This window comes from Methanocalculus pumilus (genome assembly GCF_055382585.1).
Genome location: NZ_AP042393.1, coordinates 842,022 through 864,891, shown reverse-complemented (window position 1 = coordinate 864,891; position 22,870 = coordinate 842,022). Strand labels below are relative to the sequence as shown.

The following is a 22,870-nucleotide window of genomic DNA, read 5'->3' as shown; positions in this document are numbered from 1 at the left end:
GCTATTCGCCGGTATAGATATCGCTCTTCTTTTCGCTCTCCTCTTCGGGGATGATGATCAGGGCGAGGATATATACCAGTATTCCCCCGCCACTGGTAAAGAGCGTGGCAACAGCCCATCCAAGCCGTACCAGGGAAGAATCCCACCCGAAATATTCTGCAATCCCACCACAGACCCCTCCAAGGAGCCGGTCTGTCTTTGACCGTGTCAGACGCTTCTCTTCAGCCATTGGTACTTGTTTGAGCATACATACAGATGTATATTGTTTTTCTTCCGGGAAGAGCTCATTACCATCTGAGATCAGATAGATCAGCATGAATTTCGAGGAAGAGAACTGCAGAATCGACAGACTGCGAGGTCTCAGAATGGAGATGCCCGAGACATATGCAGGGATGGAGGCGGAAGCGACAGCAAAAATAAGCTCAATTCTCTCTTCCTATCCAAAAGCAGAACAGATGTACAATCTACTGGTGGCAGATGATGAAGTTCGTGGATACTGGAGAATGGCGAATTACTTCACTGTACGCCATCTCGGGATGAACGACCATGGAGAGACACACGCAAAGATCGCCACCGCATCGGCATTAACCATTCTGGATATCCTAAAAAAAGCCGGAATCCCTCCTGATATCGTCGAAGCGGGTGCAGGAAGTGAAGATGATGCCGCACTGGTTGTCCTCTCGGCAATGCTCTGTCATGATTTTGGCAATGCCATCCACCGGGAGGCACACCAGGAGATCTCCATCCCTCTTGCACAGGCAGTCTTAAGCCGTCTTCTTCCTGTTGTCTATCCGGATACTGCAGAACGAATAGAGATTCTTTCATTTATCCTCTCAGCCATCTACACGCACCATTCAGAACCTCTGCCCCTGACGAAAGAAGCGGCAATGGTATGCATCGGTGATTCTTCGGATATGACAAAAGGGCGGGGAAGAATGGCTTTTGATTCAGGGAGTGTCACCATTCATACCGTCTCGGCACTCTCAATTGAGAGGGTGGATATTGTCCCCGGAAAGGAACGTCCGGTTGAGATACAGATCATGATGTCAAATTCAGCAGGGATATACCAGGTGCAGGAGATCCTCGGAAGAAAAGTCGCCGTCGGTCCCCTGAAGGACTATGTAGATGTTATTGCAGTTGTTGAGCCCGGCGAGGGAGAGGAGCGAATCCTTGAAGGCATTACCATACGGAGCGGAAACTGCCTTCCATTTCGAAGAGAGGATCACCGGAGGGGATGAATACCATCCCACCGGGCATACCCGATATCAATCAGCCGGTACTCATGGGCATCGGGGTTCTCGAAGTCATTGAATAGATCCCAGTCTTTCCTGAGCTGTTCATCGGCATAGGCGACCGCCTCCCCGAATGCAAAGTCCCCGATCATCGTCGTCTCAAGTGCGGTGAGATCGTCAGGGGTGAGGAGCGGGAGGGCATTAGGATTATCATATCCGGGTGCAATGGCCGGGCTCGGATCATGTTTCCATGCCATATAGGAATGGGTGGGAGTCAGGACAATATAGGAGTGGATCCCCAGTGCCTCAAGGGCCGATGCAAAGAGGACGGAGCCGTCCACACAGTTTGCGGATGTGGAACGGAGCGACTCTTCAGGCGTGTTCACCCGCTGGACATGCCCCAGTGATCCGAAGCTTGCCGTCATATCGAGGTACCTGACATCATAGGTATATTTGAGGGCATTATAGATGGCTTTCGCATGGAGGCCGGTATGAATATACCATGCCTCCTCTGGGAGATCACCGAACTGGTACGCGCCAAGGGTGCGGGAGAGGCCGAGGGTTTCGTACATCGGATCATAGGCGGGATCCACATACTCCTTTGAGGCAATGAGCAGCTCGCGGACGGCCGGTGCCTGCGGCGTCACAAAGACAGCGATATAATCGGTCGTGTCGATAGAGCCGCCCTCGCCATCTGAGATCTCCCAGACCATTGTATCCATTGGATAGACCTCGATCGGGGCAGTCCCCTCCTCAAATACATGCCATGAATCCCCATCCCATTCCTCGACAACCCATGCGAGGTTGAAGAGGGTGGTTGTGGTGAGGGCACGGACTTTCTCCTCATTCAGGACGATCATCACATCAAGCTCGACCGTCTCATCCGGAGGAATCTCGACCGTTGTGATGGTCTTTGAGCTGAACTCGTCATACCAGGCAGATGCCCGTATCAACCGGTCATCTGTGCCGGAGTTATGGAAGGTAAAGGTGATATCGGAGATCCCCTGCGAGTAAAAACTCGTATGGAAGGCGAGCGGATAGGGTTCGCGGATAGCGATCTGGTCGGTTTCTTCTTCTCCATAGTCGCCGATGGCAGTACAGCCCAGAGTGAGCGCAAAGAGAGCGATCAGGGCAAGGGAAAGGATGCGATGCATAATTACTGTTGCACAATGGCAGTTATAGCATTGATGATGCTGATCCTTCTCTGCTTTCCGGAGTGGGAGAGAAAAAGGAAAAGAAAGAGTATTGGATCCAACCGTGCCGTTTATTTACGATCATAGCAGCAGAAAGCCCATGACTTTACTCGTGGGAGTATGTCAGTCAACGATAAGCATCAGGGTGAATGTTTCTGCAGGCTCGGCATCTGCTTCCCAGGGACGGAGATACTTTCCTTCAACGGTGTAGGTGCCGGGAGCGCCAGCCTCAAACTCCCAGACATGCGTGCCGGGGGCGCCCGCCAGCCCACTATCGGGACCGATGAATGCATCAGTTACAAGGAAGAGCCCCTCAGGAACGGTCATGTCCCAGGAGTACCCGGTCGTCGGGTTCTCGGCAAGCGTTATCTCGATCCTATCACCCAGTTCAAAGGTGTAGGTTCCTCCATCATTTGTCGCATCAAACTTATGTAGCGATTCCGGCGGTGCCGGGGTTTGCGGCGGTGCATCTGGCTGTTCACTGACACAGCCCGCTGCGAAGAGCAGGGTTGTGGCTATCAGCAGAATAAAAAGACCTTTTCGGATCATCGGTTCACACCATAACAAAAAATGTCATGGGATGGTATAACCCTGCTGGTCAAAACGGGTTATTTTTCGGGAACAGGAAGTATCTCAAAGGTGCAGCAGGGATCCCCGGCTGCATAGCACTCCCGCTCAACCGCATTCATGAGGTAGCCGGTTTGCCGGGAGAAGAGGAGAGAGAGGAGACCGGAATCAAATGAACATGCGGGTCTGCCGAGCTGCGGGAGATCGACACATTCGAAGCAGTCATAGACTGAGAACCTGATCGGATCCTGCGAAAGGAGCTCAATTCTCCCGAGACGATGCTGCTCCCAGAAGGTTGCCAGATTCAGACAGAAACCCTCCATATCCTCTCCTGCAACCGCAGGATAGACCGCTTCGCCGACTGTTTCACCGGCTCTTTTCAGAAGCGGATCCAGAGATATCCCTTCTGTGAGGAGAGAGACACGGAAGGTGCGGTAGATGAGCTTATAGAGATGGAACGGATCGACTGCCCCTTCCCGGTACTCAAAAGCATAATTACTTATCTCATCTGCGATCCGATCTCCGGGTGAGAGTTCGCCGATGAAATGGGATGTTAAGAAGAAGTATTTCTTCCGCTCATCCTCCTCGCCGGGACGGGAGCCTACGATCCCTTCGTCGGCAAGCGAGGAGAGGTGGGCGGAAACGGTTGATTTTGCCCGCCCCGATGAGGATACGATTGCGTCAAAACTCATCTCACCGCCTTCGAGGAGCTGGAGGATATGCCTCCGCACGGGGTTCCTGATTGCCTGTACCCCGGCAGCAGTTCCATATAACGAAAAATCGGATCGATCTCTGGTCCTCATGAATAAACCTGATCTATAGAAGAACCCAATCGATTATATATTGTTCGCTCGATTGAGAATAATCGATCATCTCTTATACAAGAGGATGCATCTCTCCTCTATGGTGCAGATCTTTTCGGTTCGGGATGGGAGGATCATCGATCAGGAGCTGGTGGAGAAGAAAGAGAATGAGTGGAAGGCAATACTCGATCCGCTCACCTTTGACGTGGCACGGAGGAAGGGGACAGAAGCGCCTTTTTCAGGCAGATACCATGACTGCCATATAGAGGGGGTGTACGCCTGTGCCTGCTGCGGAACAGATCTCTTCTTGTCAGAAGATAAATTCGAATCAGGCACCGGCTGGCCAAGTTTCAGAAGAGCCGTATCTGAGCATAATATCAGGATCCAGATTGACAGATCAGCAGGCATGATCAGAGACGAAGTCCTCTGCGCCCTCTGCGGAGCACACCTCGGCCACGTCTTCAATGACGGCCCACCCCCAGACGGCCGCCGGTTCTGCATGAACTCCGCCGCACTCAGGCTCAGAACGAAATAGGCTTGATATATATAGGAGAAAATAACAACACTAAGTGGATACCTCATGTCTGCTCTACCAGGATACAGGGAACTGGCTCTTGCATTCATAGCAGACAACTTCTTTTTCTTCTTTAGATAGGGAGACCGCCTTATTTTTCGGTCTCCCGTGCAGTTGCTGAGGTACCGGAGGTTATCATCATGTTTGGTATTCCTGATCCCTACATCTGGATTGCATATCTGCTTGCGATTGGGTTCGCAGGCTTGTGTGTACTGTATGGTCTCTTAAACTGGAACAATGGAGACGCAGAACATGGCAGTTGATGTCCTGACACTCTCGATAGTTGTCGCCATCTACCTGCTGATGATCGTCGGCATCGGGTACTATGGGTACCGGAAGACAAAGGTCGCCGAGGACTACATGGTCGCCGGGAGAAACACCCATCCGGTTGTTATTGCGCTCTCCTATGGTGCGACCTTCATCTCGACATCAGCGATCGTCGGGTTCGGCGGTGTTGCAGCCAACCTCGGTATGGGGCTGATCTGGCTGACAGTCTTAAATATCGGGATCGGTATCTTCATCGCCTTCGTCTTCTTCGGCAAAAAGATCCGCGAGACCGGTAAACGGCTCTCCGCATACACCTTCCCCGACCTGATGGGAAAATGCTACAAATCCCCGTTCCTCCAGTACGTGAGTGGGATCATCATCATCCTCTCGATGCCGATCTATACTGCGGCCATCCTGATCGGGGGGGCACGGTTCATCGAGGTCACGCTCTCAATCCCGTACGAAACAGCACTCCTTGGATTTGCCCTGATCGTCGGTGCATATGTCGTCTTCGGCGGGCTCATCGCCGTGATGCACACCGATGCGCTGCAGGGTGCCATCATGCTCATCGGAATGACTGTGCTTCTGGTTCTGACCTATGTGTATCTCGGCGGCGTTACGGTTGCACATACCGCACTGACGGATATGGCGAATCTCGTTCCCGAAGGCCTTGCTGCAGCCGGGCATAACGGGTGGACTGCCATGCCCTCCTTCGGATCGCCGATCTGGATGACGCTTGTCACCACGATGGTGCTCGGTGTTGGTATCGGAGTTCTGGCCCAGCCACAGCTTATTGTCCGGTTCATGACTGCAAAGGATGACAAATCACTGCACAGGGCAACTCTGATCGGCGGCCCCTTCATCCTGATGATGACCGGCGTTGCATTCACCGTCGGCGCACTGACAAACGTCTACTTCTACCAGCAGAGTGGAGAACTCGCCATTACTGCCGCAGGCGGAAATGTCGACTCGATCATCCCGCTCTTCATTGCACAGTCAATGCCTGATATCTTCGTCATCATCTTCATGCTGACGCTCCTCTGTGCTGCGATGTCGACCTTAAGCTCACTCTACCATACAATGGGAACCGCCCTTGCCTGTGATGTCTGGGGTCGGGGGCGGGAGTGTGCACTCTCGCTTTCTGTCAACAGGCGGGGCATCATAATCATGATGGTCATCTCAATCCTGGTCGCCTTCCTGCTGCCCGGCAGTATCATCGCACGGGCAACCGTCATCTTCATGGGACTCTGCGCATCGGCCTTCCTGCCCGCATTCGTAAACGGGATCACCTCAAAATCCCCCTGCATCATCGGGGCAAAGGCATCGCTTCTTGCAGGAGCTCTCGTCTGGTTCTTCTGGACGGTCTTTGTGCATGCTGCCGAATCAAGCGTTCTTGGATTATCCCAGTTCATCTTCGGCGTCCCCTCAATACTTGGTCAACCATGGAGTGCCTGCAATCCGCTGGTGATCGCGCTTCCGGTATCGCTCATCGTGATGGTGCTCTTCCAGATCCGCCACAACCGCAGGATGGCCTGACCATCCCCACATTTTACCTGTGATATGGCTCTCCCCTGATGATCCGAAATCCCCGGTAGATCTGTTCGAGGAGAAGAAGGCGGGCCATCGTATGGGTAAACGTCATCTGAGAGAGCGAGAGGAGAAGATCGGCACGGTCGCGTACCTCATCCGAGAGCCCGTCTGCCCCCCCGATACAGAAGACGATATCGCCTCTCCCTGAGATCTCATGGTTTCGGATAACGTCGGCAAATACCTCGCTCGGCATGCCTTTTCCTGCGGGATCGAGTCCTACAAAAAGAGCGGGATCTTTTGCTGCTGCGAGGAGAGCAGCACCCTCTCTCCTGATGGCGGGTGCCATCTCCCCGGATGTAGAGTATCTCTGGTCAGGCACCTCAATGACGGTGATGGTTGCATAGGGGGAGAGGCGGCGGATGAGATCCGCGATCCCCTCCTTCTGCCAGTTCTCTTTCACCTTCCCAACAGCAATAATCCTGATCTGCATAGCTCAGAGATCGGGATCGATATCAAGGGCGCGTGAGAGGCAGCCCAGTGCCTCCTTCCGCTCACCAATGCTGTCATAGATCCGCGATTTCTGGTACCAGGCGAGTGCATGCTCAGGATCTTCCTCGGTAACATGGTCAAGGCAGGACATCGCCTGTTCCTTCTTCCCCACATAATTTAAGACAAGACCTTTGCAGTACCAGGCATTGATCTCATTCTGGGAGAGATCGATCGCACGGTCATATGACTTCAGTGCATCATTGTACCTGCCGAGGGCAACCATGATCGAGCCCCGTGCACTCCAGAGCGGACCGTTCTTCGGGTCGATGGAGAGGGCTTTCTCGTACCAGTCGACCGCTTCTCCGAACTGACCGAGCCGCTCGGCAATGGATCCCCTGCGGATGAGTGCTGCAACATCATCGGGGTGATCGTCCAGGATCGCATCGTACTGGCGGGCGGCCTCACGGTATTTTCCAAGATGCGTGAGGAGAGAGGCGATCGAGTAGATCGTTGATGATCCGGTCGGCTCCTCTTTCAGGAGCTGTGAATAGATCTCAACTGCTTCATGGTACCGGCCCGCAGATTCGAGGGCAGATGCATACCCCCGGGTGAGCTGGTGATCGTCCCGCCTCACCTGGAGGGCACGTGAGTAGCTGTCGATCGCCTCTTCATACCGTCCCATCCTGAGGAGGAGGGAAGCAGAGAACCGGAGGTATTCGATCGTATCGGGATTGTCTGCAAGGAGTGTCTCAACCAGGGCGAGGGCCCGCTCGTCTTCACCGAGAAGAGAGAGTACCCGTGCCTGGGCAAAGGAGGCTCCTGGAAGTTGTGCGGCTTTTTTGTATGCCGTCTCCGCCAGCTTCAGATCCCCGACCGATTCTGCAAGGCCACCGAGTTCGAACCAGGTCGCAAGATCGTGATCCTCCTGCCTGAGGTATTCGGAGAGTGCATCGCAAGCCTCGCTCCACTTTCCTGAGAGCATCAGCGACCGTGCCCGTGCCCGGTACACCTCGGGCGGGGCATTGCCGGTTGCGATTGCACGATCATATGCCCGGACCGCATGTGCATATTCGGAATCTGCTGTCAGCGCATCACCCATGGCACGCCAGATACGGGGATCATCGGGATGCACTTCCCCGGCATGTTTGAGGTTGCTGATCGCCTCTTTCTGCGCATCGACCTTCATGAGTGCATCGGTTGCTGCCATCAGGAGGACCGGGTCATCCGGTGTCTCTGAGAGAGCCTTCCGGTATGCATCGGCCGCCTCCTCAGATCGCCCAAGCTGCGTCATCAGCTCGCCGAGCCGCCGGTTGACCATCGGAATATTCGGGTGCTGCCGGGCAATCGACTGGCAGATCTCTGCTGCATCTTCCAGCCGCCCAAGCCGTGAGAGGACGCCTTCCATTGCAATGAGGAGTGCAGGGCTCTCCGCACCCAGGTTCATCGCTTCCTGGTATGCATCGCCTGCCTGCTGATCCCGGCCCAGGTGTTCGAATGCGGTTGCCCTCGTGCACCAGCCCCCGATATCCTCGGGATGGCGTTCACAGAATTGTCCGAGGACTGCTTCTGCCTCGCCATAGTCACCGGTTGCATTCAGGAGAGAGCCGAGTCGGTACTCTGCATCGGGGATGGTATCCCTGACCTTTTGGTAATATGCGATGGCAGCATGGTATTTCCCGATATGCTCTGCTGCCATACCGGCGAGATAGAGGGCGGTCGGATCGTCGGGATGGGAAGAGAGGTAGCTCTCGAAGTGCGAGAGTGCGTCTGGGTATCTCCCTGAGCGGATGAGCGACTCGGCTGCTAACGAGAGGGAGAGATCGGATTCGGATCTCCTGAAGGCATCTGCTGCTTCTGCATACCGCGAACGCTGCATGAGGATGCTGCCGGAGAGGGCATGGAGATGGAGGGATTTTGGATCGACGGAGAGAGCGGCGTTTAAGTCAGAGAGTGCGGGATCGGGCCTGCCTGCACGCCTGAATGCATCTGCCCGTCCGATCAGTGCAGAGGGATTCTCCGGGTTGAATGAGAGTGATTCGGTGAAGGCATCGATTGCATCGTCATACTGCCCAACTGCTGAGAGGATCTCCGCATGCATAAGGGCAAGTCCTCCGGTCTCACCCGAGATCTCCTTCAGCCGGGCAAGGAGAGAGCCGGCATAGCCGAGATCACCCATCCTGTATGCAAGGGTTGCGGTCTGGAGGATGGCACCGGCATGCTCTGGATCCACGTCCAGAACCTGCTTCAGCTCCTCTGTTGCCTCCTCCATTCTTCCGGCTGCTTCAAGGGCAGATGCCCGGATCATCCCGACAGACGGAGTCTTGCGGAGTTTGTCGGGGAGATCGTCAAGGAGGGAGAGGGCTCCCCGTGCATCGCCGGTGAGAGAGAGGAGTTCGGAACGGAGCACAATCGCCTGCCAGTCTGTTGGGGAGAGGTCGATGAGCGCTTTGAGATCCTCGCCGGCTGCTGAATATGAGCCAAGCGCAATCTGCGCCTCGGCCCTCCGCCGGAGTGCCCTGATATCTTCGGGATCATCTGAGAGGATCTGGCCGAAGATCTCAGCAGCTTCTCTGTATCTCCGGTTCTTCATCAGGATCTCCGCATAGAGGCGCCGCGATTGGGAGAATGCCTGCGGATCGCCACGGACAGCTTCGAGGTGCTGCATCGCTGCTGCATAATTTCCCAGTGCAGCCTCTGATTCGGCAGATATCAGCTGTATCTGTACCGTCTTCTTCTCTTCAGGCGGGAGGCGGTTGATCATCTTCAGTGCGTCTTCGTATTGCCCGACACCTGCGAGGCAGCGTGCCTGGAGGCCGATTAAGACAATATTCTTCGAATCGATCTCGATCGGATCCTGTGCTGTGCCGCTCTGATCAAATGATCTCCCAAAGAGGCTCATCTCACCGTCGCTTGTCACCCAGGCGACCTTCTTTGTGCCATCGGGATGCTGCATCCTCCGGAAGCTCTCGAGTGCCTCCTTGTACCGGCCAAGGCTCATCATCGCAAGTCCCCGGCGGTACCAGCCGTTTGCATTGGTGGAGTCGTGTTTGAGGAGGTGGTCAAAGCATTCTGCTGCCCGTTTCACCCGCCCAAGCCGCTCTGCCGTGACACCGAGAAGATACCATGCCGGGTAAAAATCCGGGTTTTTTGTGACGATCTTCTCAAAGCCATTGTATGCCTCCTCGTACTGGCCTGCCATAAAGAGGCAGTGGGATCGTGCAACACCAGCGGCACTGTCGTCTGTTACCCCACGCATCACCTCGGCATAGGATGCGGCTGCGGCGGCATAGTCGCCGTTTGATTCCTCGATCCGTGCCCGTGCGTACCAGGTGCCGGGATCTTCGGGATTGAGTGCAAGGGCTTCCCGGTATGCGGCAAGTGCCCCTTTCATATCCCCGGTTCCTTCCAGGGCCCGGCCTTTTGTGGCATGCATTACTGCCGGCTCATACCCAAGAGAGAGTGCTGATCCGATGGCAGCAAGGGATTCTGTGAACCTGCCAAGACGCATAAGGAGATTGATTCGCCATGCAATGATCTTTCCATCTTCAGGGGTTTCGGAGAGGATATCGTTCAATACCTGCTCACCTTCTTCATACCGGCCGAGTGCCTCAAGCCACTCGGCTTTCCGGAGAAGGATATCCCGGCGTTTCAGATCAGATGCGGGGAGACGTTCAAGGCTTGCGACAGCCTCTGTAAACTTTCCGCACCGGGCATAGACACCTGCCATTGCAATCCAGACGGCAGGGTCATTGGGAGAGAGTTCTGTTGCCTTCGAGAACGCTTCCAGTGCCTGGGTGGTATTGCCGAGATACCGCTCACCGGATCCGATCAGGTACCAGGCCTGTGCATTGCCAGGTTCGATATCAGCCGCCCGCCTGCATTGCCGCACTGCATCTTCGACCTTCCCCTTCTCAAAGAGCGCCTCGGCCTTCTGGATGTATGGAGCGGCAGACTCACTTTTCCCAAGAATATTTCCAAAGAGATCCATCGTTATCCACTCTACTATTAGAGGTTGCTCTTCAAGAAGATGGGTGTTGTGATCAATCTGCCATGTTTTGGAGGTATACAACTGGATCTGATGACGAGGGGATAGGGCAAGGAAGCGAAGGAGAGAAAAAAGAGGTGTTTACCTTCTTCGGAAGACGACCAGTGCAGCCAGCAGGGCGGCAAAGAGAGCAAAGACCGGGAAAGGTGTGGGAGTTGGCTGTGGCAGGGAGTTCAGGGTCGGGGTGAGATCCAGCGTCTCGCCAGCAGTTATTGAGACGGTCCCGCTCCATGGGGCATATCCCGCGAGTGAGATGGTGACGTGGTGGGGACCTGGTGCAAGATCAGGGATGGTGACCGGGGTGATGCCATAATACCGGTCACCGACATTCACGTTTGCACCCGCAGGGATGGAGGTGGCCCGGAGCGAGCCGGTGGATGAGGGGAGAGGTGTTGGAACAGGAGTTGCCGGTGCTCCCGGAGAGACGAGATCGGCAACCATGACCTCGATCTTGCCGGGATAGACGGTGACGGATCGCTTCCAGTTATTGTATCCGGGCGGCCTCAGCTCGACTATCTGGAGGCCTGCGGTGAGCCCTGTCACGGTGCCGGGGGTGATGGTCCCTGTATTTGCCCCGTTGATGATGATCGGGTACCCTGACGGGGAGGAGGTAACAGAGATGGAGCCGGTCTTTGGGAATACAACAGGGCTTGCATGAACGGTTTGTGTGCCTTCAGCAACATCCACCCCGATTGAAAGGGAGTAGTAAGAAGAGGATCTGAATTCGAGAACATGGTTTCCAACCGGGACGCCGGTGAGTACCACAGGTGCTGAACCCCGTGGGGCTCCATCCAGATGAACGGAGAGTCCGGGGGAGGCTGAACGGATGTCAATGGTTCCGGTTGCAGCAGGGGCAGGGGGTTCTGAAACGGGGATGGATATTACTACCTGTTCCGTGTCATAGGCGCATCCTGTACATTTCGCTAGCGCACCGGCATGCTGCGGGGTGTCCGAGGCATAGATCGTATAAGTGCCGGCAGAAAGCCCGGATTTTCCGCTGATCCCCTGGGTAAACCAGGTATATTCCCAGTAGCCATCCGGGGTGACCGGAACCCGGATCGTGTTCCCGGTCTCAACGAGTGCCTGCATATCTGTGAGCGAGACCCCGTTTTGATTCAGTCCGGGGCCGGTCATGAAGAGGTAGAGAACAGAAGTATGGTCTGCTGTACCGGTGAGGGTGATTGGGTCTCCAAGGGTGAGATCAACTGGTGATGGGGTCGAAAACGATACTGCGGCTGATGCCGGAAGGGCGAGGAGGGAAAGCCCGAGCAGAAGGTAGATGATCCTCTTCATTGTCGATTACACCGGCCTGATATCGATGATAACGCCATAGACATATGGCTTGGCCGGATAGAAGAGCCCTGCCGGGGAGCTACGCTCCGGCACCTGTTCGGTGTGTGTGAGGATATTCTCTGAGTAAAGATGCAATGAGCGTGTCTTGTAGGGGATACCCGAGTGTCTGACCTCCTCAGCAGTTGACGGCGCATACCCTGGTGCAAACTGGTCGGTATTGTATACGAAGAAGGTGAGCATCATGGGGTAGCCCTCGGTTGGGATTTGAGCCTGCCGTCCCCGTGCATTCATCTCAAAGGTGAGATAGAGTGCATTATCCTGTGTCAGTGGAGATGCCGAGAGCGCAACTGTTGTTCCTTCCAGTTCGGGGGGGAGTACGATGACGGGCGATTCAACCGGGGCGGCCGCCACCGGAGTCGGGGTTGGTGCGGGGGTCTCCGGGGGTGCCTCTGTTTCTGATGTGCAGCCGGAGATAAACGGCAGCAGGAGGCAGAGGAGAAGGAGGATGGCGATACGTTTCATGATAGATGGATGATCGCAGGGGTTTAAAAAAGGTATCATGGGTGGGTGATGGAATCCGGGATGCAGGAAGAGCAGTATTTATTGCTCATTCGTCCATTAGTAGATCATATGACGGATGAGGGTTACCCGACAGCGAATGTTCAGGGGAAGGAGATCCCCTACGATCCCGAGACGCTTCGGCGGATCAAGGAGCATCCCTGCTTCTCCGAGAAGGCATGCCATGCATTCGGCAGGGCCCATCTTGCGGTTGCGCCGAAATGCAATATCCAGTGTAATTACTGTGTCCGGGATTTTGACTGCGTGAATGAGTCCCGTCCCGGCGTGGCAAGCGAGGTGCTCAGCCCCGGGGAGGGGATTGAGCGTGTCAGGGAGGTGCTGGAGAAGTTCCCGTACGTGAAGGTGATCGGGATCGCAGGACCCGGCGAGCCGCTTGCAAACCCGGAGACGCTTGAGACGATGCGGCTTCTGCATGAGGAGTTTCCCCACCTCATCCTCTGCCTGAGTACAAACGGCCTGATGCTCCCCGAGTACATCGACGAGCTGGTGAAGTACGATGTCTACAACCTGACCGTGACCTTAAATGCAATCGATCCCAAGATCGGGGCAAAGATCTACTCGCATGTCACCTACAAGGGGAAGAGGTACGAAGGGGTGGAAGGCGCAAAGATCCTCCTCGAACAGCAGCTGAAAGGGATTCAGATGGCAGTCGAGCGGAAGATGATCGTGAAGATCAACACCGTCTACATCCCCGGCGTGAATGACGAGCATATCCCCGAGATCGCGAAGAAGGTCGGCGCAATGGGCGTCTATAACTTCAATATCATCCCCCTCATCCCTCAGTACAAGTTTGAGGATATCACCCCGCCGACACCGGCTGAGAAGCGGGCGATGCATGACCGCTGCGCACCGTACGTGAAGCAGATGAAGCACTGCCAGCGGTGCCGGGCAGATGCGGTCGGGAAGCTCGGAAAAGATATGCAGTCCTGCCTCTCCTCCGGGTGCGGCGGGAAGAAAGACGAGTAAATACACCATTACAGGCGATGAGCAAAATTGTGCTTGTTGATGAGGAGACCGGACAGCGGGTCCGCCACCCGCTCCGGACCCTGAAAGAGGCGGATCAGCACCGCGAATGGTACGAGCGGATGACCGGCCGGAAATTCCGTGTTGTGAAGGTCTTCAGAAAGCAAAACGAACAGGACGCTTTCTCCTGAGTGTTGGATGAATCGAAGGAGAAGAGCGAGACATTGAGAGGAGAGATCTCTCTCTTTTGAGCAGAATAAATATGTGGTGAATGCTCATCCTGCATCATACACGGTCTGATAATGAACCATTCAACTCTTACAGAGCATGATATACGCGGATCACCAGAGTATACTATCGATCAGATCTTCCGACACTTGAAGATCATGCTCGACTCATGCTCAGAGCATGATATTCTCTATGATATCTTCATGGAATCTCAAGAGGGGGATGCATATCGTTTTGCACTTGAGGAGATAAACAGGCATCTCTCTCATATCACCGCAACCAGGCTCTCCCATGAGGATCTCCTTGAAATACTCTCCGGAGCGGATATAAAAAGCTCAAAGGATTTTATTGGAGTCATCAACCCTCAGGAGATTGTAAGGTTTTTGGGAATCCCCTTCTCGTCAGTTCAACAGGAGCACATTCTTAAGGTCTGCAATGAGTGGGCATCCGCAGTCTTTCCATCCGAATCAGAACATATGGCCAGGCTCCTCTTTGCCGCCATCAAACCTATGACACTTGTTGATCTCCTCTCACCAGAAAGGACACGTATGCAACGTTTTCCTCTTCTCCTTCTCCTTCAGGCTGCAAGAGATGGACAATCACTGATCACAGGACCGGAGAATATGACAGAGGAGCGGATCCCCATTCAGAACATCAATGATCCGGCAGTATTCATCGGGAATCTCCATACCGCACTATTCTGGTTCCTTGTTCAGAATAGATATCTACCCAACACCTCCTTCGAAAAGACTATCTCTCAGACCCTGCACGACATTGGAATACTTCAGATCGAAGGACGCTCCGGTATTAAACGCATTTACAGAGATGATGGGACGTCCTCATCTGATCTGATCGATGCCGGCAGAGATATCCTTTATACAGAAGGAGAGCTCTGTGATCTCAGACAGGTATATCGGGGAGTGCTAAAAGCCGTGAGTGAACCCCAATCACTATCATGGCTGGAAGCAAATGGAGGGCACGTACTTGCCGGATATCTGGCTGCATCTGCAGAAGATGGTGATGACCAGATCATCACCTCTTTCATTGAGTTCATCCGGACTGTGGCATCAAGGCCGGCAGGAAGGAGAGAACCGGATAAGAGACAGGTGCAGGGGCTGTCCACACTTATTCAGGAGATGGAGCACCTCATCCGGGTCGTCACAGGAGATTACCGCTGGAGGGGAGTTCCAATCCCTCAGGTACGAGAGGCATATCACCCGATTGTGGATCTCTATCCTGAGCGGAAGCTGATCCTGTATGAACCAGAAGATCTCTTTTATTTAAACAGGAATGTAGCCCTTGCCTTAACGATGGAGGCACTCTATCGCCATTGGTATGTACAACCATTTGAAAGAGGAGAGAATGTTGACTCCTGGCTTCGTCGCCTGATGGAGGTCGCACTTATTCCAGGAGCTGTCGCCAGAGGTCGATTACTCCATCCAGGGGCGGGCAGGTGGCTTGAACAGCTGAACATCGACCTGTATGATCCGGCATCCAGATTGATACAGAGATCCCGATACAACCGCATGTCCCCCCCTGATCAGTTCCTCTATGCGATTCTTTTTGAGGGGCGAACCGGAGAAGTTGAGATGAATTGTTCGAATGTTTCAGTTGTGCAGGCGCTCGATGCAACACGGAGAGCACGACAGAAACTTGTTGATACCGAGCTCAGCGATGAAGAATGTCTGGGTATCCTGAATGATCGGATATGGCCTGAATATATGAAGCTCTGTTATCCACCTGCCATTGAAACCCCAAGAGGGGCGATGATACAGTCTGATGCGAAAAGCAGGAGAGAGACGACGATCTCTCCTCATGGGGAAGCACCCCGAGTGGATAAATCGGTACCAAGTCCACATAAACCACTTGATCCAACAACCGGCAAGACAATAACCGGGGATGCATCGGACCTTTTAGAGGATGACGGACTATCCATACCTGGCGGCCCTTCAAATGACAGTTCCGGACAGGCTGGGAGTCAGACAGCACCACCTCCTGGTGGAAGTGGGGGTTCTTCGCCATCTGAGGGAGGGGACAATGGGGGATCAGAATGCCAGAGCCCGGAAGCTGGCATACAGAAGATTGCAGAAGAACTGGTTGATGCCTGTGAGCGGAGCAGAGAGACGATCGATAATGCTGAATCCAACTCCTCTGCATTGTTGGATCTTGCAGATACGATACAGGATCTGGTTGACAATCTTGAGGATGAGGTGAGAAGATATCTCGAATCAAACCCCAGCAAACAGAACGGACATGAAGAAGAGTGGAATGAATTATTGAAATTATCTGAGGATATCAGGAAGGCTGCCAGGAGATATCAGGATGTAGTTGAAGAGCAGGAGAGAGAGAATACCCCTGCTGGTTCAGGTGGAGGTGCGTCAGGCTCCCTCACGGGTATGACCAGAGACACCTTAATGGCCCTTCAGAAAGCAGGAGAAACCTTCCAACGTCTTATGGGGGAATCATTTCCATCGGTCTCAGAGGATTGGAGAGCCCGACTCTCATTTGATGATCTCCCTGATGATCTTGCAGTTGATGATTTGCAGCAGAATATCCGGAGACAGAAGTATGAACCTGCATTTATTGCCGATGCGGTGGATAGTGAAGAGTTCTGGGAGAATCTTGCCTACTATGATGCCATCTATGGTGATGAGGCTGAGGGAGATGAGCCAGTCTCCAAAGAGATGCAACGCGATACACCAGACCGGCAATACCGGCAGAGCGAACGGGCATTGAGCCGTGAGGCAGAACAGTATATCTCTCTCCTCCAGCAGAGAACCCGGGATGACTGGGAGACGATTGAAGATAAGGCGGAACGGATACGTAAAATCGCCCTGTTTGAGACGCATTCGGTCGGGGAGGATGATTATAACCTCTACCAGCGATTCTATCAACCAGTCGCCGGTCTTGTCGGAGTGGCCAGGAAAAATATTCAGCAGTCACTTCAGAAGAATGCTTCTTCCCGTGAGATGAATGAACTTCTCTCCGGTGATGATATTGATGAGGAAAATCTGGCTGCTGTCAGGACTACAATGCGGATCTTCAAGGATTCGGCACGGGAACAGGATAAGACCCGCTGGATCATCTCCCTCCTCATAGATGCAAGTAGCAGCATGCATGATGAGACCGTTGCGAAGAAGCTGGAAGCAACGATCAGAACTGCCATCCTCTTTGGGGAGGCTGTCAGCCGGATTGAGGATCTGGATTTTGAGATAGCGGCATTTACAGATGCCGAATACATCCCATTGAAACGGTATCAGGATGAATGGAACATACATCAGGCCTGTTACCTCATTCGACAGATCATCAGAGCCTCCGGTGGTACAAATGATGTCGGGGCTCTTGGAAGTGCCCTTGACCGGATGAACCGCCAGCGTATGGCATCAAGGGCAAACCGGGTGATCTTCATCCTCTCAGATGGCCAGTCTGGTGTTGGAGGAAGGGATCAGATGAAGCGGATACTCACAGGAAATAAAGATACGCGGATATTTGGATGGGGAGTAGGACCTGATATGGAAGATATTGAAGAGACGTACAAACCATATGGAACCTGGATTTCTGATATTACTGATCTTCCGGGATCAATTGGCGAGGTTCTTCGCCGGGAGCTTAGCCGTCCGGCGATGACAGGCTGGAGAGAACACCCCTCCTCCAGTGATGACAAGGATAAACACGAGAGCGAGGATGATATATGAGCTTCTTAAAAGACCTCGGACCACTATGTATTGCTGAGAGGCGCCAGGGGTATCGTGTGCCGATTGCAGTATCACTCACCATCGGAGAGATCCACATTCCTGCTCCGGACGATCCATATATCCTCCTTGTTCCGGAAAATATTACGTATTTGCAGCAGATGTGGGATGCACTGCGGATGCCTACACGGAATAACCTCCTTATCACCGGGGAGTCGGGGTCCGGAAAGACGGCACTCATCCGGTTTCTTGGTGAGTGTTATCGTCAGGTTCTCCTGCAGAGTGCAGCGAAAGAGAGGGATCCCGTACATGCAACTCACCAGAGAGAGCGTGCATCACGCTTCCAGACAAGAATCCTTACGTTTCATGAGAATCTTCGAAGGTCAGATATTACTGAACGAAGGCATTATGGAGAGGAGGGGGAGGAGAAGACCGGCTGGAATATGAGCGATGTGATGGATGGGATGGTCACCGGCGACTGGAATGTACTCTCGGAGATAAACAGGACCGGAGAGGATGTCCAGGCGGAGTTTAATGAACCGCTTGAGAACAAAGCAAAGACATTGCATCAACAGGTGCTCAGGAGCCATCCCGATACACGGTTCATTGCCACGATCAATCCTGTCAAGAGTGAAGGCAGGGGCATCTATGAGGGGAAGGTGATGAGCGGTGAGTTTTTGAACCGTTTCACAAACAAGGTGCATATCCGTTATCTTCCTCCGGATCAGGAGTTTGAGGTGCTTAAGGATTATGGGCCGGATATCGATGACCACGTTATCGACAGAATTATCTCGGCTGCAAATGACATCAGGCGGGATTATGGTGAGGAGCACGGTGTTGTTCCGTTCCCGGTTACGACCCGCGCACTCATCAGGATTATTCGGCATCTTCAACGATTTCCAGATGATCTGAACAGGTTACGAAGCCTGTTCTGGCGAAAAGCCTACTGGCTTGATGATCGAATCCATCCGCCGGTAGCGGTGCGTCTTGTTGAGAACCTTCTGGATCTGCACGATATCGTTGATCAGGAGCCGGAGCTCTTCGGAAAGACTCAAATCACTCTGAGTCAGGATGATGATGACCCGGTCATCAGAATCGGAAATGTCAGCTCTCCGCTTGGTCCCGGAGGTCCGTATGTTCCGGACACCGTAATCGAAGAGGTGCAGCAGAATACTACTGATCTTGAGTGGATTTTAAAAGATATCGTTCTCCAGGAGAATATTCTTCTCATCGGGGAGGCGGGAGTCGGCAAGAATAAGCTGGAGAGTTATCTGGCACACCTGCTTCGATGGAATCTGCTTGTCATCGGCATGAGCGGTGAGACAAGGGTCTCGGATCTCCTCACGTACCGAAGTTTTGGCGAGGAGGAGGCAGGTCGGACCGGTGATACCGCAACCCTTGGCCTTCAGGCGCTGACAGATACCATGCATCGGTGGATCATCGTCCTTGATGAGGCAAATAAAGCTCATCAGGGGGTGCTTGTCTCATTTAATGATCTCCTCCAGGACCGGGTCGTCCGGCTGCCCGGTGGTGTCGGAGCAGCGGTACGGGCATCAATATGTGTAAATATCAACCCAAACCGCCCTCCGTACGAGGTGAACGACTTCTCGTTTGATTTCATGGATCGGTTCTCAATCCACACAATTGTTCATCTTCCTGCTGATCAGGCTGCTTTGGTACTGAAGAAGAAGTACCCTGATGCGGATGTTGACTTTATCCGGGATGTTGTTGATGGATTTTATCATCTCCATCCTCTCTATTCCAGTGGTGCACTCTTTGAACCAATCACGATGCGAAACGAGGAGGCGGCTATTGAACGTGGTCTTCAGTACCCCAACATGCCGTTCAATCTAATTGATCTGATCACTGCATCCTATAGTCCAAGGGATACACGTGAGCTGAATGCCGTCAGGAGTGTCCTGGAAGCCAATGGTTTTGATCGAAACGTGCTTGCAGCTGAGGATGCGCTTCTTCAATTTAAAAGGGCATGGGACGATGATCCAAACAGTGAAGAGAAGGCATTGGCCCTGGCTGGCACCTACCGTGCCATCGGAAAACCAACGGCAGCCCTTGATGTGTATGCATCGATGCTCTCTATACATCCAGGAAGGGACTGGCTGCATCATCTTCGGAGTGCATGGATACTGCTTGAAGGGAACAGAATAGATGAGGCACTTTCTGAGATATACAGTGGATTTAAAGCAGGTACAGTGATCCGCCTGAATAATGATGAAGAGTACCGGATCCTCTCTCTGCAGGTGAAGAGGGAAGAGAGGAGACCACGGATCTCAATCGAAGCGATCCATACCGGAACAAACGTTCCTGCCCTCATCATCTCACATGATATGGGTCGCTCGATATCTCGTCTGGATGGGGAGTATCTCTCTTCCTTTGTGGATGATGAGGGTCTGAGGGTGTACATCCGTTCTGAACGGAGGCGTATTGTCGGGGATAGGACACTCAGTGCTGCTGTCATGGGCCTTGCCCACCTCGGATGGGCGGGGACCAGCTTCCATCTCCGTATCTGTACATCCCTGATATCTCCGTGGACTGATCCTGTATGGTCCGGGGGATCTGTGATCAGGGAGATCGGTGGTGGTATCAGGCTTATATCATATCCAGGAAGAGGCTGGCGCCTGGATCGTTGGATATCAAAGAAAGAAGAGTGCTGGCAACCGGTTATCGGGTGGTCAGGAGATGCTGTGTCGGGATCCGGGGGACTTTATCTCATTTCAATGGATGATATCCTGTTACAGATACCGGCTTCCGATGATCCGTACCTTCACCTTGCTTTCGATGAATCCAAAAGAACACTTTACCTGATTCTCAAAGGAGAGCCAGGTACAATGGTAATGAGTGGGGAAAGTAAAGGTATATATTCTGCCGGAGAGCTACGCATCCGCGTTCTTACTCCCGGAGCGTACCATGATGAGGTGCTCTCAGCCCTTCTTGATGAGATCTATCCCCGTCTTGACAGTGTATTCCGGTTTGCCAGAACCCTCCCCGGATCTGTTGACAGGGGGGTTGGAGATGTGATCTACACGCTGCAACCCGATTCTTGTATCGGGATATCCCTCCTCACCGGGATCGATGGCATGGGTGCCTCGATTATGGATCTTTCAGATACCAGGCAATGGAGTATACAGACCGGCTGCACCGAGTCGGATTCATTGCACCGGCAGGCTGTGATTCCTTTTCATGAGCTGGATGCGGCAGAAGAACGGCAGGAGAAGGCGCTCTCCTGTGATACACAGACGTGGCTTCAGGAGGTCAGAAGCTACATTGCAGCCGTATTCTTTTCAAAGGCTCAGCCGCGTGATCCAGCATATGAAGCAAAGGCACGTGCCATCCTTACGGGATACCTGCCTCTTGCCGAACCTGTGACAGATACGATCCTTCACCCGGGAGATATTCTTGTGAGGAATGATGCAGGTGCTGTTTCAATGAACAGACCACGTTCGGTATTCATTGTTCGGTTTATCCAGGAGAGTTCAGGGGTTGGTTCGGATGAAGCTGCTCTTGTCCGGGGTTTCTGGCTTGCTGAACAGAACCCGGTTGCCACAGAAAGGCTGGATATTATCGGTGAGAATTTCAGTCGCCTTATCATCGTTGGGGATGATCGCCATCAAAGAATTATCCGGAGGCTTGCTGCTGCTCTTCAGTCATCGTCTCACCCCTGGCAGTTCTCGAGAACAGGGAACCGATACAACCCACTGGATCGGATCGAGTTTGGTGGGCTGATAATCGAGTATCGGCCGATGGGACAGATATGGAAACTCACCATCACAGCAGATGGCAAAGAGGTTATTTCAATAGAAGAGACCGGCTACCCGACCAATGTAACACTGGTTACCATCGCAGACCGTGAGCCGATCAGGTGGCCGGGAAGTGTGATGCATGATATTCGGTATAGTACGGATACGAAGAGGGTCAGTATCGTTCTTGCAGATGATCTCCTCTCAATTCTGCTGGATACCAGAACCGGAATTGGAGATGAACCGATCATTGGATCTACCGGAGTGACCTTTGAACTCAATCGGTCGAGCTGATCTCTGATATGAAACCAGAGATGATGGGTTTTGACAGGGGAGGATGGATGCATGTTCCTTCATGGACGGAGATGAGATCTGCCAGGAACTGGGTGGCATTTCGACAGGCACGGGTCGAATCTGTATCAGGAATGTGGAGAAATAATGATCGGGAGAGGGGTTGTCTCTATGAGCCTATGATGATAGGATATCACAATACTTTTTCTGGATGGACGGCACAATATGTTACGGTGCGAGGGTAGCCAAGCCCGGCCAACGGCGTCGGACTTAAGATCCGATCCCGCAGGGGTCCGCCGGTTCGAATCCGGCCTCTCGCATACATCTCATTTTTTTCACTGAACTGACAGAATCTATTAGCTCAGGTTTATCTGCCATCTCTTTCAGGATTACTCATCCAGGATGACGATTAGAACCTGTTTTCTGAACGAGAACGTATGTATTATCCTCAGAAAAGGTGAGTGTTCATAGAACAGATTTTATATTTCAGAAATCGCAATATTACATTACCGAAAAACATGAATAGTTCATACCTAAAATATCAAATTGGTGAGATCAGATCATATGAAATTCAGAGTGATCATTGAAGTCGACGAAGATGGGATCTTTGTCGCCGAATGCCCGTCCCTTCCGGGCTGCATATCCCAGGGAAAAACCAGAGCCGAAGCCTTGGAAAATATACACGATGCTGCAACAGGGTATCTGGCAAGCCTGAAGAAGCATAATGAGCCAATCCCCCCTTCAATATATGAAGAAACTGTAGAGATAACCGCCTGATATGCCTAAATTGCCAATATTGTCTTATCTTGAAGTAATAAAGGCACTTAATAAGATAGGCTACTCTGTCGATCATCAGACTGACAGCCATATTATCCTCAGACAGGAAAAAGAACCTCATCGAAGGCTTACTATTCCAAACCACAAGGAAATTTCAAAAGGAACGATACAAAGCATCATCAGACAGGCGGGGCTCACAAAAGACGAGTTTATACAATTAATATAAGCATAAAAACCTGAAATGAACAAATGCGGGTAGAATTATATAATCAGGAAGCTTCTAACTCTACAATGTCACATTAACTCACCATAATCCTATCTCCACCCTTCCCACCCTCACCCCACCAAACCCCACATCTCCCAAAAAACCCTCCCCTACAGAAAAAGATCTCTTGTACTAGTACTGCTCACAACAATAACACGATAAAGTCCGGATCGATAAATCACTCACACCCTGCGGCTTTTTCTTATATACCCATGAAACAAACAGAAGAGGTAGAATCGGAGAGAATGAAAGGACGGGGTTCTTTCCGGAACTGAGAGTGGAACCTCTTTTTGTACATGCAGCTGAGTAACAATAATAACACGATAG

The 22,870-nt window shown here is 52.8% G+C and carries 18 protein-coding genes and 1 tRNA gene; 11 read left to right on the top strand and 8 right to left on the bottom strand.

The features are described from left to right. Window position 1 precedes the first annotated feature (1 nt). Entirely contained in the window at window positions 2-247 is a 246-nt protein-coding gene (locus ACZ44I_RS04605; protein ID WP_464548327.1) for a PspC domain-containing protein, read from the bottom strand. 67 nt (window positions 248-314) lie between these two features. On the opposite strand from ACZ44I_RS04605, the gene ACZ44I_RS04600 reads away from it, so the two are divergent. Then, complete coding sequence (locus tag ACZ44I_RS04600; protein ID WP_464548329.1) at window positions 315-1,238, top strand: hypothetical protein; 924 nt, start codon at window positions 315-317, stop codon at window positions 1,236-1,238. Here the strand turns inward: ACZ44I_RS04600 and ACZ44I_RS04595 are convergent. The 3 genes from ACZ44I_RS04595 to ACZ44I_RS04585 form a co-directional block, all read right to left on the bottom strand. After that, complete coding sequence (locus ACZ44I_RS04595; protein WP_464548331.1) at window positions 1,223-2,386, bottom strand: hypothetical protein; 1,164 nt, start codon at window positions 2,384-2,386, stop codon at window positions 1,223-1,225. The two genes, ACZ44I_RS04600 and ACZ44I_RS04595, sit on opposite strands and share 16 nt — an antisense overlap. Window positions 2,387-2,548: 162 nt before the next feature. After that, window positions 2,549-2,974 (bottom strand): protease inhibitor I42 family protein, encoded by a 426-nt coding sequence (locus ACZ44I_RS04590; protein ID WP_464548333.1) that lies wholly within the window; start codon window positions 2,972-2,974, stop codon window positions 2,549-2,551. 59 nt (window positions 2,975-3,033) lie between these two features. Then, the gene (locus ACZ44I_RS04585; protein ID WP_464548335.1) at window positions 3,034-3,795 is read right to left on the bottom strand and encodes a V4R domain-containing protein; all 762 of its coding nucleotides are present in this window, start codon (window positions 3,793-3,795) and stop codon (window positions 3,034-3,036) included. 100 nt (window positions 3,796-3,895) lie between these two features. Between ACZ44I_RS04585 and msrB the strand changes: the two genes are divergently transcribed. The 3 genes from msrB to ACZ44I_RS04570 all read left to right on the top strand — a co-directional run bounded on the left by msrB (window position 3,896) and on the right by ACZ44I_RS04570 (window position 6,172). Beyond that, entirely contained in the window at window positions 3,896-4,330 is a 435-nt protein-coding gene (msrB, locus tag ACZ44I_RS04580; protein ID WP_464548337.1) for a peptide-methionine (R)-S-oxide reductase MsrB, read from the top strand. Between the two features lie 179 nt (window positions 4,331-4,509). Beyond that, complete coding sequence (locus ACZ44I_RS04575; RefSeq protein WP_255331701.1) at window positions 4,510-4,632, top strand: symporter small accessory protein; 123 nt, start codon at window positions 4,510-4,512, stop codon at window positions 4,630-4,632. Next, window positions 4,622-6,172 (top strand): sodium:solute symporter family protein, encoded by a 1,551-nt coding sequence (locus ACZ44I_RS04570; RefSeq protein WP_464548339.1) that lies wholly within the window; start codon window positions 4,622-4,624, stop codon window positions 6,170-6,172. The genes ACZ44I_RS04575 and ACZ44I_RS04570 overlap by 11 nt, the downstream gene beginning before the upstream one ends. 13 nt (window positions 6,173-6,185) lie before the next feature. On the opposite strand, the gene ACZ44I_RS04565 is transcribed toward ACZ44I_RS04570, so the two are convergent. The 4 genes from ACZ44I_RS04565 to ACZ44I_RS04550 all read right to left on the bottom strand — a co-directional run bounded on the left by ACZ44I_RS04565 (window position 6,186) and on the right by ACZ44I_RS04550 (window position 12,515). Continuing rightward, complete coding sequence (locus tag ACZ44I_RS04565; protein WP_464548341.1) at window positions 6,186-6,656, bottom strand: 23S rRNA (pseudouridine(1915)-N(3))-methyltransferase RlmH; 471 nt, start codon at window positions 6,654-6,656, stop codon at window positions 6,186-6,188. Between the two features lie 3 nt (window positions 6,657-6,659). Beyond that, window positions 6,660-10,643, bottom strand: a complete 3,984-nt coding sequence (locus ACZ44I_RS04560; RefSeq protein ID WP_464548343.1) for a tetratricopeptide repeat protein — start codon at window positions 10,641-10,643, stop codon at window positions 6,660-6,662. 138 nt (window positions 10,644-10,781) lie between these two features. After that, window positions 10,782-11,993 carry a PEGA domain-containing protein gene (locus ACZ44I_RS04555; RefSeq protein WP_464548345.1) on the bottom strand — a complete coding sequence of 404 codons (1,212 nt, stop codon included), beginning with the start codon at window positions 11,991-11,993 and terminating at the stop codon, window positions 10,782-10,784. A 6-nt stretch (window positions 11,994-11,999) separates the two neighbouring features. After that, window positions 12,000-12,515, bottom strand: coding sequence for a hypothetical protein (locus ACZ44I_RS04550; protein ID WP_464548347.1), 516 nt, complete (start codon window positions 12,513-12,515; stop codon window positions 12,000-12,002). A 108-nt stretch (window positions 12,516-12,623) separates the two neighbouring features. On the opposite strand from ACZ44I_RS04550, the gene nifB reads away from it, so the two are divergent. The 7 genes from nifB (at window position 12,624) to ACZ44I_RS04515 (ending at window position 22,504) form a co-directional block, all read left to right on the top strand. Beyond that, window positions 12,624-13,538 carry a nitrogenase cofactor biosynthesis protein NifB gene (gene nifB / locus ACZ44I_RS04545; RefSeq protein ID WP_464548349.1) on the top strand — a complete coding sequence of 305 codons (915 nt, stop codon included), beginning with the start codon at window positions 12,624-12,626 and terminating at the stop codon, window positions 13,536-13,538. A gap of 17 nt (window positions 13,539-13,555) precedes the next feature. Next, window positions 13,556-13,726, top strand: coding sequence for a hypothetical protein (locus ACZ44I_RS04540; RefSeq protein ID WP_464548351.1), 171 nt, complete (start codon window positions 13,556-13,558; stop codon window positions 13,724-13,726). 111 nt (window positions 13,727-13,837) lie between these two features. After that, window positions 13,838-17,458: a vWA domain-containing protein gene (locus ACZ44I_RS04535; RefSeq protein ID WP_464548353.1), complete on the top strand. Its 3,621-nt coding sequence runs from the start codon at window positions 13,838-13,840 to the stop codon at window positions 17,456-17,458. Next, complete coding sequence (locus ACZ44I_RS04530; protein ID WP_464548355.1) at window positions 17,455-21,504, top strand: AAA family ATPase; 4,050 nt, start codon at window positions 17,455-17,457, stop codon at window positions 21,502-21,504. The genes ACZ44I_RS04535 and ACZ44I_RS04530 overlap by 4 nt, the downstream gene beginning before the upstream one ends. Window positions 21,505-21,736: 232 nt before the next feature. Then, window positions 21,737-21,821: transfer RNA gene (locus ACZ44I_RS04525), tRNA-Leu, on the top strand. Window positions 21,822-22,065: 244 nt separating this feature from the next. Beyond that, window positions 22,066-22,278 carry a type II toxin-antitoxin system HicB family antitoxin gene (locus ACZ44I_RS04520; protein ID WP_460373365.1) on the top strand — a complete coding sequence of 71 codons (213 nt, stop codon included), beginning with the start codon at window positions 22,066-22,068 and terminating at the stop codon, window positions 22,276-22,278. A 1-nt stretch (window position 22,279) separates the two neighbouring features. Continuing rightward, window positions 22,280-22,504, top strand: a complete 225-nt coding sequence (locus tag ACZ44I_RS04515) for a type II toxin-antitoxin system HicA family toxin (RefSeq protein WP_464548357.1) — start codon at window positions 22,280-22,282, stop codon at window positions 22,502-22,504. Window positions 22,505-22,870: the final 366 nt, after the last annotated feature.

Excerpts from the sequence above, each read along its gene's own strand:
- ACZ44I_RS04605 (WP_464548327.1), bottom strand. The coding sequence starts at position 247 with ATGCTCAAACAAGTACCAATGGCTGAAGAGAAGCGTCTGACACGGTCA.
- ACZ44I_RS04600 (WP_464548329.1), top strand. The coding sequence starts at position 315 with ATGAATTTCGAGGAAGAGAACTGCAGAATCGACAGACTGCGAGGTCTC.
- ACZ44I_RS04595 (WP_464548331.1), bottom strand. The coding sequence starts at position 2,386 with ATGCATCGCATCCTTTCCCTTGCCCTGATCGCTCTCTTTGCGCTCACT.
- ACZ44I_RS04590 (WP_464548333.1), bottom strand. The coding sequence starts at position 2,974 with ATGATCCGAAAAGGTCTTTTTATTCTGCTGATAGCCACAACCCTGCTC.
- ACZ44I_RS04585 (WP_464548335.1), bottom strand. The coding sequence starts at position 3,795 with ATGAGGACCAGAGATCGATCCGATTTTTCGTTATATGGAACTGCTGCC.
- msrB (WP_464548337.1), top strand. The coding sequence starts at position 3,896 with ATGGTGCAGATCTTTTCGGTTCGGGATGGGAGGATCATCGATCAGGAG.
- ACZ44I_RS04575 (WP_255331701.1), top strand. The coding sequence starts at position 4,510 with ATGTTTGGTATTCCTGATCCCTACATCTGGATTGCATATCTGCTTGCG.
- ACZ44I_RS04570 (WP_464548339.1), top strand. The coding sequence starts at position 4,622 with ATGGCAGTTGATGTCCTGACACTCTCGATAGTTGTCGCCATCTACCTG.
- ACZ44I_RS04565 (WP_464548341.1), bottom strand. The coding sequence starts at position 6,656 with ATGCAGATCAGGATTATTGCTGTTGGGAAGGTGAAAGAGAACTGGCAG.
- ACZ44I_RS04560 (WP_464548343.1), bottom strand. The coding sequence starts at position 10,643 with ATGGATCTCTTTGGAAATATTCTTGGGAAAAGTGAGTCTGCCGCTCCA.
- ACZ44I_RS04555 (WP_464548345.1), bottom strand. The coding sequence starts at position 11,993 with ATGAAGAGGATCATCTACCTTCTGCTCGGGCTTTCCCTCCTCGCCCTT.
- ACZ44I_RS04550 (WP_464548347.1), bottom strand. The coding sequence starts at position 12,515 with ATGAAACGTATCGCCATCCTCCTTCTCCTCTGCCTCCTGCTGCCGTTT.
- nifB (WP_464548349.1), top strand. The coding sequence starts at position 12,624 with ATGACGGATGAGGGTTACCCGACAGCGAATGTTCAGGGGAAGGAGATC.
- ACZ44I_RS04540 (WP_464548351.1), top strand. The coding sequence starts at position 13,556 with ATGAGCAAAATTGTGCTTGTTGATGAGGAGACCGGACAGCGGGTCCGC.
- ACZ44I_RS04535 (WP_464548353.1), top strand. The coding sequence starts at position 13,838 with ATGAACCATTCAACTCTTACAGAGCATGATATACGCGGATCACCAGAG.
- ACZ44I_RS04530 (WP_464548355.1), top strand. The coding sequence starts at position 17,455 with ATGAGCTTCTTAAAAGACCTCGGACCACTATGTATTGCTGAGAGGCGC.
- ACZ44I_RS04520 (WP_460373365.1), top strand. The coding sequence starts at position 22,066 with ATGAAATTCAGAGTGATCATTGAAGTCGACGAAGATGGGATCTTTGTC.
- ACZ44I_RS04515 (WP_464548357.1), top strand. The coding sequence starts at position 22,280 with ATGCCTAAATTGCCAATATTGTCTTATCTTGAAGTAATAAAGGCACTT.